The organism is Brevibacillus sp. BD137 (assembly GCF_041644655.1).
Classification (GTDB): Bacteria; Bacillota; Bacilli; order Brevibacillales; family Brevibacillaceae; genus Brevibacillus; species Brevibacillus brevis_D.
Window position 1 is genome coordinate 107,520 of the sequence record NZ_JAOTNO010000011.1, and the last position, 13,343, is coordinate 120,862.

Here is a 13,343-nt window from a genome sequence, read left to right on the forward strand (position 1 = left end):
GTGATCAAGGCAGTTTCATACATAATATGATTATAACCTGATAAAAAAGCAGGGGAGGCCCTTTGCTACAATAAATCTCAATTATTTATGTCCACAAAAAGAGCCACACTTTCCACATGCGTCGTGTAGGGATAACAGATATATGATATGGTGGGGTAATGGAGATGTATGAATTTTTGGAAAATTATTCAGTTAATTGAAGGTAGCCATTCAAGGGGGGAGAACGATGTACATATATGTAGAGTTTGAAAATAACATGGTTGATGAATTAGTAGAATTTTTAACATCAGAAACATGGAATTTTCATGGACAGGAGAATCCTACTGAGGAGTCTATAAGAGAAAATGTAGCCAACGGACATTATAACGAAAACGGGAACCAAACATTTTGGATCACGGATAATCATACAAAAATTGGCTTAATAAGAGTTTTTGATTTAGAAGATCCCATATGTTTATTCGATTTGCGATTGAAAGAAAAGTTTAGAGGCAAAGGAATAGCAAAGGATGTCCTTCATTGGTTAAGTACTTATGTATTCAATAAGTACACCCATATTATTAGAATCGAAGGTCATACCAGATATGATAATTTTGCGATGAGAAAAACGTTCTTTAATAGCGGATTTGTAAAAGAATCTTATAACCGTAGATCCTGGAGACAAGGCGGACAATTATTTGATTCTGTTGGGTATGCCATGATAAGAGAAGACTGTGAGAACAATACCAAAACAATAATAGAGGATACCTTTCCATACTAACTTAAAGGAAGCATAGGTGAAGAAACTATTTTTTCGATTACCCTAATGCATTGTGAATCGGATTGGAACAACGCAAAAGTGAGCGCTGAGGGCTTACCCTTGCGCCACTTTCGAGTTAAGGGCATTTCATTATTCTGAATGTGTGTTAAAACGACCTCAATGAGTTCCTTTTCCTTTACGCTGTGCTGACTGCAAGCATGTATTTCATGTTTATAATAGTTGCTGCATACATAGCCTTTGCGATATTACACTTCCTGTCCAAATAAAGGAAAGGGTGTAACGAATGAAGACGATATGATAAGTCGTGTATTAGGGCGGCGTTCCCGTGGAAATTTTAGGGTATGAATGATACAATATGAGCCAGTAATTTTGCAACGGGAACGAAAAAACACGGTTCGGTTGGTAGTCCGAACGCATGGTCATAATTTTGTCCATGTCAGTAACCTTCCCCCCTCGGGATGTCCATCGTTACCCGTAATACTTTTGAGGGGGAATATTTATGAAGCTGACTGTCTACTTTGATGGTCAATTTTGGGTAGGTGTTGTAGAGGAAAATGATTACGGTAAGTTAAAAGCAGGCAGATATTTCTTTGGTTCTGAACCAAAGGATCATGAAATTCTGGAGTTCATCCAGAAAAATATTCATGAAGTCACAAACAAATCATCACAGGAGGTGGATATTCATACCTCTTGTGACCGAAGGGTTAATCCAAAACGTTTAGCCAGACAAGTGGCTCGCGAACTAAGCATGAAAGGAATCTCTTCTTATGCTCAAGAGGCTTTGAGATTGGAGCATGAGAAGAGAAAAAAAGAGAAAAAAGTATACACTCGTCAGCAAAGAGACGAAATGAAGGAACGAAAAAGAGAATTAAGACTTCAAAAAGCTAAAGCTAAGCATCGTGGTAAATAATTTGGATAGCTTTTTATTAAAGTACGTGGGCTATCATCATCTTTTTTAGTGGTGATAGCCCCACTTCTTTTTGTTATGTCTGTAGACTGTCTCAAAGGAGGGGGTTCACCTCCTTTGACTTAACTTCTGATGAAATGAAAAGATTATTTTAAGGAGGAAGAAAGTGGTGAATAATCAATGTAATTTAAAATGGGCTGATTTAAGCGATCCAGTTAAAACGATAATAGAACACATTGATATTAATTGTTGTGATGAAGATTTTCAAGTTGGAACTAAGCTAAATATACCGTATTTTAAGGGGAGATTCACTCAAGAAATGGCAGATGCAATTCTCGAATATCAATATTCAACTGAAAATCTAAACGAAAATTGTTATTCTGCCGAACTGAAAGATGGTGTATTGATGATAAAGTTCGTTAAGAGTTCAGAGAGATAGCTCGTTATGTCCAATTTTATAATCAGGAGCGCCCTCATCAATCTCTAAATGAAGCAAAACCCGATCAATTTTACGCCCATACTATCGAAAAAATCACATCCTAAACACTAGGAATACGAAAAGGAGGACATAACTTATTCCTCAAAAAATAATTATTTCTAAAACCTCCGAAAAGCTACAAAAAGAAACCTACTATTTCAAATGAGAAAGGCTAAGCTCCCATTGCATCAAGGGAATTTAGCCTTTTCTTTAACACCTATTTCAACGTCAAGAGCGTCACTGACTCCACATGCGCCGTATGCGGGAACATATCCACCGGCTGCACACTCACAAGCTCATACCGCTGCATCAGCTTCCCAACATCCTTCGCCAGCGTAGAAGGATTACATGACACATACACAATCTTCTTCGGTAGCACATCCAACAAGGAACGAATCAGCGCATCATCAAGCCCAGTCCGCGGCGGGTCGACTACGACAACATCTGGTCGAGTCCCTTGCTTGGCCCATTTCGGCATCAAGACCTCGGCACGCCCCACGTGAAAGCTGGCATTCGCCGCTTGGTTACGCTCTGCATTGCGATTGGCATCCTCGACAGCCTCAGGAATCAGCTCGATCCCGCGTACCTCGCGGGCATAAGGAGCGAGCCATAAGCCAATCGTCCCTGTCCCGCAATACAAATCGAGCACAAGCTCTTTTCCGGTCAGTCCAGCCGCCGTTTTCACCTGATTGTACAGCTTTTGTGTCTGCTCGGGATTCAATTGGAAGAAGGCACGAGCCGACAAGTCGAAGGATAGCTCACCTAGCTTTTCAGCGATGGAAGCCTTGCCCCATAAGGATACGGTCTTGTCGCCGAAAACGAGTGACGTTTTTTGGGTGTTTACGTTTTGTGCGATTCCTACCAGCTCAGGCAATCTCGTGCGGAGCTCCAAAAGCAGCTCTTTCACCCGTGGAATTTCTGGGGTAGCCGTTACGAGTGTTAATTGCGTTTCACCCGTAGCAAAAGCAACACGAGCTACGATCGTGCGGATGACGCCCGTCCGTTTTTTCTCGTCGTAGATCGGAATCCCGAGCTCCTCGATGATTTGCTTCGCTGTTTGGACGATTTTCGTTGTCGCTTCATGCTGCACCTGACAGCCTTCCAAGTTGACGAGCTTGTGGCTGCCTGTTTGATACAGTCCAGCGATGAGCTTGCCTTTTTCCTTGCCTACCTGAAACTGTGCTTTATTTCGATACGACCACGGGTTATCCATACCAATTGTAGGGGCAACTGGTGGCTGATTCATTCGGGCGTACTTGCGCAGTGACTCGATGACGATTTCCTGCTTGCTTGCGAGCTGTGCGGCATAATCCATGTGCTGCAAGCTGCATCCGCCACACTCGGCATAGACCGGACAGGGGGGCTGCGTGCGAGATGCTGATTTTTCAACGACTCGTAAAAGACGCGCGGTCGCGTATTTTTCTCTTGCCTCGGTCACTTCCGCATGGACGACCTCACCAGGGAGGGCACCCTCTACGAAAACGATTTTTCTTTTGAAATAGCCGATCCCTTCGCCATTAATGCCCAAGCTCTTAATCGTGAGCGTCATTTGCTGGCCGACACGGATGCTGGCGTCTTGTTCTTTTTTATGCGTTGTCATCTGTTCCGTTCTCCTCAAGCAATTCAGTATTTCCCTATTATAGAGCATTACGAGAGACGTTGCATGTATGCGAGAAGGTACCTCGAAAAACCTCACAGATAATGGAAACTTCCTGTCCAGCTATGTTTTTGTTATAATAGTGCGGAGAATAATGAGGGAGTTGTGACGCTAGATGCAAGATCTATTTGAAAAAATGAAAGAATATCTCAACATGGATACTGAGATTTCTTTTGACGAGTTTGATGGCTACTACAAAAAGGTAACTGCGTTTCTAAACGATAGCTGGGAAACGCTAAACGAGGAAGATACGATGCACATGCTGTTCATCCTCGACAACCTCAAGTCAAACGGTGAAGATCGCTCCAAACGCAAAGTGAAGGAAGCGAAAAAATACGCAAAAATGGCACAGCGCACTGAGATTTGGGCGAATGCACTGATTGGCCGTCTGCGTGAAGCTGGTTTGACTGATGAAGAAATCGGCAAGCGTTACGAAGCGATTTACGAAGCAGTATAGGATGTAGCGAAGAGAAAAACGGGTACCGTTTTGAGTGAATTAGCTCGAAAGGGAACCCGTTTTTTTTGTCGTGAGTGGAGCAGGTTTTCCGCAAGCTAGATGTAGCCATCATCCTCATCTTCTAGGTGATAGCGTTTTGCATATAATCGTTTCTTCGATTTCAGCTTTTTTTCCTCACGTTGTTCATCATCCGAACTGAAGTCATCTTCACGGACAGGAGACATATGATCGATTATCGCTTGATCGCTAGCAGTCAGATCATCGTAGTCGATTTCCTCATCGAAATAATCTTGATAACGAGCTACCTGTTTACGCCCCGCATCAGCGCTTTGTATGAATTCAAAATCTCGTAAGAAGTCATCAAAAGTGGCTTGTCCCGCTATGATTTGCGTTAAGAGTGAACGATAGATTTTGCTTGCCCCATGTTTTCGCCATTCTTCCGCCAGGTTAACGGTTGTGCTCAACATAGCGGCAGCTCGCTTCTGAAGGTCGGAATCTAATAGGCTGATATCCTCAGTGAGCAGGGCTTCCGCCAGAGTAGCATCATATTTTGATGTATTTCTCCCGTCTCGCAAGCCCCTGATAAAATCCTTGTAGGTAGTCCCAAGTTTCGCGCCTCCAAAATCCTCTTGCTTGGATGTTAGATAGGGGGCACTACGATTATGCATAGCACCTACTGGCCCAAACCCACTGTCTATGGACAGGTTGGTCGTTTGGGCAGGAGTCCAATTTTGATAAAAAGGACGGATTCTGGATGTAGTAACCGGTTCAGCATAAGGCTTAACGATCAGTTCATCACCTATTTTTGAAACTTCCTCGTATTTTTGTCCGGTTTCAGAAAGCAAGTAAAGCTGTTTGCCGGATGCGGAAAATTCTCCTGTTAATGTTTTTAGGTTGACCTTGTTCGCTATACCCGGTATCTTCGCCCATTTTCCCTGTATCGGTTTGCTGACTGGCGGTGAAACAGTTGCAACGGAAACACCTACATCTTGCATGTGCAGCGTAGGTTTCACACGTCCCTGCATTTGTTGGACAACATGCCAGCCTTCATGGGGAAGATGATGCTCCTGACCCGGAGCCAAATGAATATCCGTGCCTAGAGCGTAGGCCAACGCCCCGATCTGCTTCGGTTTATCCGACTGATAGTGTACGTTTACAGCAGACAAATCCATGCCAGAAAGCCTTTCCAAGCCAGATTTTAGCACATCGGGCATGCCTGTTTCATTTTTCTTAGGCTGAATCACTTTTTTCCGAAGCAATTGTAGGGCTGCTTGATTGCCTATACTTTGTTGGAGCTGCACGACCTGTGCAGGTGCGAGTGCGTCTCTGGAAGCTAGAGAGAGGAGGTGTGCTTGCTTTTGTACAGGAGCGGTTTTTTGCTTGGAAGTTGTCTCGGGAGAAGTGTGATTATGCCCGTGGCTGTAGCTTCTCAAAAAAGTCGCCTCCGATCGAATACTTGTGACCTATCTATTCGGAATTTTGTGATTATATTCCTGCAAAAAATAACAAGAAGATTGACAACTAGTGGGTTTCGGCGTAGAATGTTTAACTAATTCGAATAGTTCGTATCTATGAGCGTTGAAAAGGAAGAGTAGAAACAGAAAGCAGCGTGCAGAGAGCCGTTCCCCGTGCTGAAAGAATGGCCGCCAGCCTGTTTTGAAAATCACCTTGGAGCATTGTCCTGGAAAATCAGCTTGTGTAGCCAGTGAGTATAGGACAACGAATTCGTCCTCGTTATCGGACGGGAGTTTCATAGTGAACTGCCAAAGTCTGTTTTTCGTGAGGAAGACAGAGAAGCTGAGTGGTACCGCGATGCCCTCGCCTCAGCCAGCCGTGCGTAATTTGTGCGTAGCTGGTTGGGGCGGGGGCTTTTTGATTTGGTCTGGTCCTTATTACAAAAGAGAAGGAATTTAGGAGGAACATATATATGCATACGGTCAGAGTGGAAGACATCGTAGTAGCCAATCATGCATTAAAAGACGTAGTGGAGAAGACGCCCTTGCAAAAAAACAAAGTGCTGTCTGAGCGCTACGGCTGCAACGTATATTTGAAAAGAGAAGACTTGCAGATCGTTCGTTCCTTCAAAATCCGAGGTGCTTATCATTTTATGCGGAATCTTTCCACAATGGAGCGGGAGCGTGGTGTCGTCTGTGCGAGTGCGGGCAATCATGCGCAGGGTGTAGCTTACTCGTGTAACCATTTGCAAATCAAGGGCACGATCTTTATGCCAGCGACCACCCCGCGCCAAAAAATATCGCAGGTCAAGCTGTTTGGCGGCTCCTATGTAGAGGTTGTATTGATCGGGGACACCTTCGATGATTCATTTGCAGAGGCGATGAAGTATTGCATTCAGGAAGATCGGACCTTTGTTCATCCGTTTGACGATCCATTGGTGGTAGCTGGACAAGGAACAGTCGGCCTGGAGATCATGAATGATATGGAGGAACCGGCTGATTTCGTCTTTATGAGTATCGGCGGTGGTGGATTGGCAGCGGGTGTGGGAACGTACGTAAAAGGCATCAGCCCGAACACCCAGATCATTGGCGTGGAGCCGGCAGGAGCAGCCTCAATGCAAGCCGCTCTGGAGCAAAACGATGTTGTCACCTTAGATGAAATTGACAAGTTTGTCGATGGTGCAGCCGTCAAGCAAGTAGGGCAGCTAACGATGAGTATTTGTCAGGAGCTGCTGGATGACATCGTGCTGGTCCCGGAAGGCAAGGTATGCACAACCATTTTGGAGTTGTATAACAGCAATGCCATCGTCGTAGAACCTGCTGGTGCCCTGTCGATTGCCGCTCTCGATTACTACCGGGATCAAATCGCCGGGAAAAACGTAGTGTGTGTCATCAGCGGGGGAAACAACGACATTGACCGGATGCAAGAGATCAAGGAGCGCTCCCTGCTGCATGAGGGCTTGAAGCACTATTTTGTTATCAATTTCCCACAGCGTGCCGGAGCCTTGCGAGAGTTCATGGAAAAAGTATTGGGGCCGCACGATGATATCACCCGGTTTGAGTATACGAAAAAGAACAACAAAGAAAATGGCCCGGCGCTGGTTGGTATTGAAATGAAGTGCAAGGATGACTATCAGCCATTAGTCAGTCGGATGAAGCAGCATGGTATCCGCTATGTAGAGATTACGAATGATCCGTATTTATTCAATCTGCTGATTTAGGCCATTGTGTTACAACAGATGCGGAATTTACAAAAATGTATGAATACAGCGAAAAAAGGAGCAATAAAGAGAGAATGAGCGAGAGCGAAAGATAAATCGGCGTAATGTATTATAACAAACTTTTATAAAACAGATGCTGTTGTAATACAATACAGATAATAACACACGGGGGGTTTTAATCATGACGCCGATCACTTCTTTCTTTCGTAATCTCGAAGCAAAATGCTGTGCTGCTTGCGGTCAGATGATCCACGAACAAGCTGAATCGTATGCAACAGAATGCGCACCTTGCCAAGAGCAAGCATCCTTTGACGCTTACAAATACTATCATCAAAAACGCTAAGTCGAGCATAAATACTGGATGAAGCAGGTATACCACAGGGCATGAGCCATGGCAGGTATACCTGTTTTTTGATTCAAAGAAAAAGCCGCTGTTCCATAACAACGGCTTTTTCGCATGTCAGCGCGGTTTATCGGCGTGCTTTGCAGCTTCCTGCTTGACGTAATCAATCAGCCCCAATTGAAAGCCTTCTTGTGTAAGGAGACGTTTGGCTTCATACGTACTCGCATAGTAGGCTTGGACATGCGGATCGTTGTCAAGAACGGAACGACATGCCTGATCACGAGAAAGCTCCTGGTACCAGTCTGTCTGTTTGATTTGGGCGACGAGATCCTCATACGCAGGTTCTGGCTTTTTCCATGGATTCAAACGATGAATAATTTCACCAAGGATTGCAACAACGATTAGAATTCCGATTAAAAACATGGCTGTCACCTCAAAGGTTGGATCACTCTCATGGTACCATTCTCCTGAAGACGCCGCCATGGGGAAGTCGGTCTGCTTGCAAAACAAGGAGAAAGCAGGCATGCTAGATACTGTAAAAGAAAGGGCCGGAACGCCTGGGAAAAAAGGAGGGCGCGAGATGTTTCATCCGCTTGTTTTTGACAATATCAGGGTTGTGTTAGAAGGTGCGGTATACGACCGGGACTTCGAAGGGGCAATCACGATTACGAACCGTTCGGATGTCATGGATATGGCTACGTTCCATCGACAGTTTCAGATCGAGTTCAAACTGGCTGATCAACATGAGCATATCACAGCTGTCCGTGCTGAGATGCAGCTTCGTACTCAGTTAGCTGATATTGCAGCCGAGCAGCTAGAACAGCCATTGACAGATCATATCGGATGTACGATTTGCATCCATTTTTTCTTGCAGATGGAGAATTACAGAGATGTGCCCGCCGAAGCGAGAGAAATCACATCGATTCTCAATGACATCTGGGGGCAGCGACCGTATATTACGCAGAAAGTATCGGCTAAGCTAGAAGAGCATCGAATCGATTGGCCGCCGAAGCAAATAACCAATCAGGTGACGCTGGACTTTCATCGGAAAATTGATGAAGGCAACATCGATGACTTGAACGAATTAATCGATCATACGGTTCAGTCACTTCAAAAGCTACAGTTATACATGAATCAACAAGCAAAAAAGTAAGCGGACAGAACGGGGATTTACAAAAGGGAAGATGCGTATTATTATTTTGTTAACCTTATATTATTTTTAGTTAACAAAACGGAGGCTAGTACGCATGAGAAACGAACGCTTGAGATGGCTATTGCTCTCTGCCATCTTTGCTGCAATGACTGCGGTATTGTCGCAGGTGACGATTCCTTTGCCGTTGATTCCGATTACCGCGCAGACGTTAGCGGTAGGGCTGACGGCGACGATTTTGGGAAAACGATACGGGACACTTGCTTTGGTTATTTATGTTTTGCTCGGTGCAGTCGGATTGCCTGTATTCAGCGAGGCAAAAGGCGGATTGCAAATATTGGTTGGAAAATCCGGCGGGTACATATTTGGGTTTATTGCAACCGCTTATGTGACTGGGCTCTACTTGGAGAAAACAAGATTCACCTTGAAAAACGCCATCATCGCCAATATCATTGGCATGTTTGTCACACTCGCTTTTGGTGCTGTACAGCTCAAATACGTCATGGACATTCCATGGGATAAAGCTGTCGCTTTTGGTGTAACGCCTTTCCTCATTGTAGGGGTTGTCAAAGCTGTTCTGGCTTCTCTGATTGGTATTAAGGTACGCGAGCGACTGATTGCTTCTCGTCTGTTGCGTACAGATCAGCCTGTTACACGATAAACAAAATGATTTCGTCAGCCATCCGAAGTTCGGGTGGTTTTTTTTCGCATAATCTCCTTAACGTGCCAGATACTATCGGTAGGATTTTGCATGTAAAAAGGAGGAGACGCATGAATATCACGACCACTGGCCCAAAAGGTCTTCCAATCTCAGGGAACTTGATGGCATTTCGCCGATCGCCGCTTCAGTTCATCCGCGACGCGGCAGAAGAGCATGGAGAAGTCGTCCATTTTCGCTTCGGTCCTTCCCGCCATATTTATCTGTTAACGAATCCGGATCACATCAAAGAGGTTTTGGTCAGCAAACAGGCGCATTTTCGAAAAGGGAAAGGACTACAGGTTGCGCGAGCTGTTGTAGGAGATGGAATTCTTACCAGTGAAGGAAAAAAGCATTTGCGACAACGGCGGCTTATGCAGCCAGCTTTTCATCGAGATCGTATCGCCACCTACGGAGACGTGATGGTCCGGCAAGCAGTTGATCTCATGTCGGATTGGAAAACCGGGGAGCTGCGCGATATTCACTCGGACATGATGAAAGTAACGCTTGCGATCATTACGGAGACGATGTTTGGCAAAACCGTCAAGGAAGGTGCCGATCAGATTGGACATGCCATCGATGTCGGTTTGAAATATGTGGCAAACAAAGGCTCCTCGTTTATCGACATTCCGTTGTCCGTACCTACCAAAAGCAATCGGGAGTTCCTGGAGTCGAGTGAGCTACTGGACAAAACGATCTACTCCTTGATCGAAGCGCGGCGTAATAGCGAAGGAGAAGAGCACAAGGACTTGTTGGGGATGCTTTTGGCAGCGCGTGATGAAGATGATGGGGAGGGAATGACAGACGAGCAGGTGCGCGACGAGGTCATGACCATTTTTGTAGCTGGCCATGAGACGACTGCGAATACCATGTCGTGGATTTTCTATTTGCTGGCTACTCATCCCGAGGTGGAGAAAAAGCTGCATGACGAGCTGTCGACCGTGTTGTGTGAAAAGCTGCCGACAGTCGAAGACCTTCCGCAGCTGAAGTATACGAATCTCATTGTACAGGAAACGCTGAGGCTCTATCCTGCGGCTTGGACGATTAACCGGGAAGTGGTAGATGAGGTTGAGATCGGCGGTCACACGTACAAGCCTGGGGAAACACTGATGATGAGCCAATATGTCATGCACCGTGACCCACGCTACTATGAGCAGGCTGAAGAATTCATTCCAGAGCGTTTTGACAGCGACCTCTTAAAAAGAAATCCAGCCTATGCTTATTTCCCGTTTGGCGGCGGGCCGCGTGTTTGTATTGGGAATAACTTTGCTTTGATGGAGGCAGCTTTGTTACTGGCGACGATTGCACAGCGATATCGATTACGACTGGCTGAACCGAACCAGGTAGTGGAGCCCGAACCATTGGTCACCTTGCGTCCCAAGAACGGACTGCCGATGCGTTTGGAAAAGAGGTAGGAAAAAAATGGAAGCAGGAGACAAAAAAAGAGGCATCTTATCACTACGGTTTCGCCGATTGTGTCAGATACCGAACTGGGGGTTATTTATCACTGAAAGCAACATGCTTACAAAAATGATTTTACAAGTAAAATATAAAGAAATAATTAACTGAGAATAAATCTATATAAAGTAAGGGTAGCTTGAGAAAGCTACCCGTGGAAGAAGGGGATGGTGAAGGAAAAACTGCTTCCCATTCCCAATTCGCTGTTTACCATTAGATCTCCGCCGTGAAGCCGGACGATGCTCTTACAAATCGTTAAGCCTAAGCCTGTACCGCCACTATTGCGATTTCGTGATTTTTCCGCCCGATAAAACTTGGTGAAAATCTTCGTCAAGTCTTCAGCGGCGATTCCTTCTCCTTTGTCGATTACAGTAAAAAGGACATGTCCTTCTCGCTGATCACAAGTAAGGTAAATGGAGCCATCCGGTTTGTTGTAGTGAATGGCGTTGTTCAACAAATTTTCCATGACACGGCGCAGCTTAGTCTCATCCGCTTCGATGTGTAGTTCATTGGAGATTCGCAGCTTCCATTGAAACGTGAGACCTGCCTCTTTGATTCTTGGCAAATAGTCCTCAATGATTCCTCGCAAGAAGCTTTTGACATGAATACGGTTAATACTGAGTCGAACTTCAGAGCTTTGTGTGGTGAAGTCCTGCAGCTCATCCAGCAGCTTTTCCAAGTCCGTCGTTTTTAGCTCGATCTTGCCCATCTGTTTCTGTATTTTGGTCATATCCGTCACGCGACCAGAGCCGATGTATGAGGCATAACCTTTGATCGTGGTGAGAGGTGTACGGAAGTCGTGGGCAATCGAAGCAATCATTTCAGCCTGTCTTTCTTCCGCTAAGCGAAGCTCATCCACCATTTCCCCGAAATATCGAAAGAGTTGCCCAAATTCATCATGTGATCGATACGTAAATGTGACCAGCCGCTTCCCTTCCTGGATTTCTTGGGTGACGCGCGATAATTCGTTAACTGGCCGTAGTATCCAGCGAACGAACAAAGCGAGCAGAACCAATCCTACCAGACTAATGCTTCCGTAAATAAACCAAAGCATCATGGAAACCCCTGTCGTAGCCATCATGTCGTAATCATCCGTGTAGAAATAAACAACAATCTCCCCTGTACGCGGTGGCTCCTGCTGAAAATGGTACTCAGCGACCACTTTGAGGTCATTTTGCTTAGCAGAATCGCCACGGCTTGATGAGGAGGGGGAAGGCATTTTTAAATTATAGGCGCTTGATGTTTTGCTGTAGATGGTGTTTCCATTGGCATCCTTCACGAGCATGCGGTACATCACGTCGTCTGGCAACTGCTTCTCAAGCTCCATGCGTTCGATTGGGTCCTTGAAATTACTGACGAGAAGCAGTTGATTGAGCATGACCTTCTCTGCGGCTTCCTTCTCAGCTTGGTACTGATCATGCCGGTCATTTTTGAGTTGAGCGACAATAATGTCTTGAAAAACAAATTTAAACAACAAAATGTTGAGTGTGAGCAAGGCAATGAAGGAGAGAAAAATTTTATTGCGCAAGCTCATTTAAAGCTTCTCCCCGATAAATACGTAGCCTGTCCCCCATTGTGTTTTAATGAATTGACGTTCCGTTTCCAGCTTCTCACGGAGGTTTTTAATATGGACCGTCACTGTATTGAGCGAGCCATAACCATATCCCCAAACACGGTCATAAATTTGTTCTCTTGTAAAGACGATGCCCGCATTTTCTGCGAGGAAGGTGAGTAGTTGAAATTCTTTGGTAGAGAGCTCGATCTTTTGGTTACATACATATACGGAATACGTTTCTTTATGAATTTCCAAGTCCTTGAATTTCAAAACCGTAATCGGAGAAGAAGCTGTTTCCTTCTCAGGCTGCTCTTCGGTATGCTTTCGAATGCGCTCATAGCGACGAAGGTGGGCACGAATGCGAGCGAGCAGCTCTTCCGTATCAAAAGGCTTCGTGATGTAATCGTCTGCGCCGATTTCAAAGCCGACTACCTTATCTACCGCTTTTCCTTTTGCACTGAGAAACAGTATAGGCAAATCCCACTCACGGCGAATTTGAGAGCAGAGCTCGTAGCCACTCATGTTGGGCATCATAATATCCAAAAGGATCAGGTTGGGACGCTCACCTTGGCTGAGCAACGAGAGTGCATCTTCTCCGCTTTCAGCAGAGGAAACGCTGAAGCCCTCGTTCTCCAAAATGTCTTCTAGCAGTTCAATAATCTCCAGATTGTCATCGACAATTAAAATGTGATCTTTCACCGGAACAACC

The 13,343-nt window shown here is 45.3% G+C and carries 15 protein-coding genes and 1 other annotated feature; of the genes, 10 read left to right on the forward strand and 5 right to left on the reverse strand.

Translation table 11 applies throughout. From position 1 onward, the window contains the following. The first annotated feature begins 226 nt into the window (after nucleotides 1–226). From ODZ53_RS21670 to ODZ53_RS29425, 4 genes are all read left to right on the forward strand, one after another. The gene (locus tag ODZ53_RS21670) at nucleotides 227–757 is read left to right on the forward strand and encodes a GNAT family N-acetyltransferase (protein ID WP_372679949.1); all 531 of its coding nucleotides are present in this window, start codon (nucleotides 227–229) and stop codon (nucleotides 755–757) included. Nucleotides 758–1,256: 499 nt separating this feature from the next. After that, entirely contained in the window at nucleotides 1,257–1,667 is a 411-nt protein-coding gene (locus ODZ53_RS21680; RefSeq protein WP_372679951.1) for a YjdF family protein, read from the forward strand. A 166-nt stretch (nucleotides 1,668–1,833) separates the two neighbouring features. Beyond that, nucleotides 1,834–2,103, forward strand: coding sequence for a hypothetical protein (locus ODZ53_RS21685; protein ID WP_372679953.1), 270 nt, complete (start codon nucleotides 1,834–1,836; stop codon nucleotides 2,101–2,103). Then, nucleotides 2,100–2,207, forward strand: a complete 108-nt coding sequence (locus ODZ53_RS29425; RefSeq protein ID WP_483862221.1) for a hypothetical protein — start codon at nucleotides 2,100–2,102, stop codon at nucleotides 2,205–2,207. The genes ODZ53_RS21685 and ODZ53_RS29425 overlap by 4 nt, the downstream gene beginning before the upstream one ends. A gap of 152 nt (nucleotides 2,208–2,359) precedes the next feature. Here the strand turns inward: ODZ53_RS29425 and rlmD are convergent, their stop codons facing one another. Next, on the reverse strand, nucleotides 2,360–3,742 hold the full coding sequence (gene rlmD, locus ODZ53_RS21690) for a 23S rRNA (uracil(1939)-C(5))-methyltransferase RlmD (protein ID WP_372679955.1): 1,383 nt from the start codon (nucleotides 3,740–3,742) through the stop codon (nucleotides 2,360–2,362). Nucleotides 3,743–3,914: 172 nt separating this feature from the next. Between rlmD and ODZ53_RS21695 the strand changes: the two genes are divergently transcribed. Continuing rightward, nucleotides 3,915–4,256, forward strand: coding sequence for a hypothetical protein (locus tag ODZ53_RS21695; RefSeq protein ID WP_007721585.1), 342 nt, complete (start codon nucleotides 3,915–3,917; stop codon nucleotides 4,254–4,256). A 95-nt stretch (nucleotides 4,257–4,351) separates the two neighbouring features. On the opposite strand, the gene ODZ53_RS21700 is transcribed toward ODZ53_RS21695, so the two are convergent. After that, nucleotides 4,352–5,689, reverse strand: coding sequence for an eCIS core domain-containing protein (locus tag ODZ53_RS21700; protein ID WP_372679957.1), 1,338 nt, complete (start codon nucleotides 5,687–5,689; stop codon nucleotides 4,352–4,354). 136 nt (nucleotides 5,690–5,825) lie between these two features. Further along, nucleotides 5,826–6,085, forward strand: a binding site (T-box leader). Nucleotides 6,086–6,183: 98 nt separating this feature from the next. On the opposite strand from ODZ53_RS21700, the gene ilvA reads away from it, so the two are divergent. Both ilvA and yhfH read left to right on the forward strand, forming a co-directional pair. Further along, nucleotides 6,184–7,431 (forward strand): threonine ammonia-lyase IlvA, encoded by a 1,248-nt coding sequence (ilvA, locus tag ODZ53_RS21705; protein WP_173605797.1) that lies wholly within the window; start codon nucleotides 6,184–6,186, stop codon nucleotides 7,429–7,431. Between the two features lie 181 nt (nucleotides 7,432–7,612). Continuing rightward, entirely contained in the window at nucleotides 7,613–7,774 is a 162-nt protein-coding gene (gene yhfH / locus ODZ53_RS21710) for a protein YhfH (RefSeq protein WP_012684726.1), read from the forward strand. A gap of 117 nt (nucleotides 7,775–7,891) precedes the next feature. Here the strand turns inward: yhfH and ODZ53_RS21715 are convergent, their stop codons facing one another. After that, complete coding sequence (locus ODZ53_RS21715; RefSeq protein WP_242466647.1) at nucleotides 7,892–8,257, reverse strand: hypothetical protein; 366 nt, start codon at nucleotides 8,255–8,257, stop codon at nucleotides 7,892–7,894. Nucleotides 8,258–8,354: 97 nt separating this feature from the next. Here ODZ53_RS21715 and ODZ53_RS21720 point away from each other — a divergent pair, with 97 nt between their 5' ends. From ODZ53_RS21720 to ODZ53_RS21730, 3 genes are all read left to right on the forward strand, one after another. Continuing rightward, complete coding sequence (locus tag ODZ53_RS21720; RefSeq protein ID WP_199927527.1) at nucleotides 8,355–8,927, forward strand: hypothetical protein; 573 nt, start codon at nucleotides 8,355–8,357, stop codon at nucleotides 8,925–8,927. Between the two features lie 94 nt (nucleotides 8,928–9,021). Next, nucleotides 9,022–9,585, forward strand: a complete 564-nt coding sequence (locus ODZ53_RS21725; RefSeq protein ID WP_372679960.1) for a biotin transporter BioY — start codon at nucleotides 9,022–9,024, stop codon at nucleotides 9,583–9,585. 110 nt (nucleotides 9,586–9,695) lie between these two features. Further along, nucleotides 9,696–11,036 carry a cytochrome P450 gene (locus ODZ53_RS21730; RefSeq protein WP_372679962.1) on the forward strand — a complete coding sequence of 447 codons (1,341 nt, stop codon included), beginning with the start codon at nucleotides 9,696–9,698 and terminating at the stop codon, nucleotides 11,034–11,036. Nucleotides 11,037–11,227: 191 nt separating this feature from the next. Here the strand turns inward: ODZ53_RS21730 and ODZ53_RS21735 are convergent, their stop codons facing one another. Further along, complete coding sequence (locus ODZ53_RS21735) at nucleotides 11,228–12,613, reverse strand: sensor histidine kinase (RefSeq protein ID WP_372679964.1); 1,386 nt, start codon at nucleotides 12,611–12,613, stop codon at nucleotides 11,228–11,230. After that, nucleotides 12,614–13,333 (reverse strand): response regulator transcription factor, encoded by a 720-nt coding sequence (locus ODZ53_RS21740; protein ID WP_012684732.1) that lies wholly within the window; start codon nucleotides 13,331–13,333, stop codon nucleotides 12,614–12,616. Nucleotides 13,334–13,343: the final 10 nt, after the last annotated feature.

What these genes read in the sequence shown, in the direction of transcription:
- ODZ53_RS21715 (WP_242466647.1), bottom strand. Translation starts at nt 8,257, where the DNA reads ATGGCGGCGTCTTCAGGAGAATGGTACCATGAGAGTGATCCAACCTTT.
- yhfH (WP_012684726.1), top strand. Translation starts at nt 7,613, where the DNA reads ATGACGCCGATCACTTCTTTCTTTCGTAATCTCGAAGCAAAATGCTGT.
- ODZ53_RS21680 (WP_372679951.1), top strand. Translation starts at nt 1,257, where the DNA reads ATGAAGCTGACTGTCTACTTTGATGGTCAATTTTGGGTAGGTGTTGTA.
- ilvA (WP_173605797.1), top strand. Translation starts at nt 6,184, where the DNA reads ATGCATACGGTCAGAGTGGAAGACATCGTAGTAGCCAATCATGCATTA.
- ODZ53_RS21725 (WP_372679960.1), top strand. Translation starts at nt 9,022, where the DNA reads ATGAGAAACGAACGCTTGAGATGGCTATTGCTCTCTGCCATCTTTGCT.
- ODZ53_RS21670 (WP_372679949.1), top strand. Translation starts at nt 227, where the DNA reads ATGTACATATATGTAGAGTTTGAAAATAACATGGTTGATGAATTAGTA.
- rlmD (WP_372679955.1), bottom strand. Translation starts at nt 3,742, where the DNA reads ATGACAACGCATAAAAAAGAACAAGACGCCAGCATCCGTGTCGGCCAG.
- ODZ53_RS21730 (WP_372679962.1), top strand. Translation starts at nt 9,696, where the DNA reads ATGAATATCACGACCACTGGCCCAAAAGGTCTTCCAATCTCAGGGAAC.
- ODZ53_RS21695 (WP_007721585.1), top strand. Translation starts at nt 3,915, where the DNA reads ATGCAAGATCTATTTGAAAAAATGAAAGAATATCTCAACATGGATACT.
- ODZ53_RS21720 (WP_199927527.1), top strand. Translation starts at nt 8,355, where the DNA reads ATGTTTCATCCGCTTGTTTTTGACAATATCAGGGTTGTGTTAGAAGGT.
- ODZ53_RS21735 (WP_372679964.1), bottom strand. Translation starts at nt 12,613, where the DNA reads ATGAGCTTGCGCAATAAAATTTTTCTCTCCTTCATTGCCTTGCTCACA.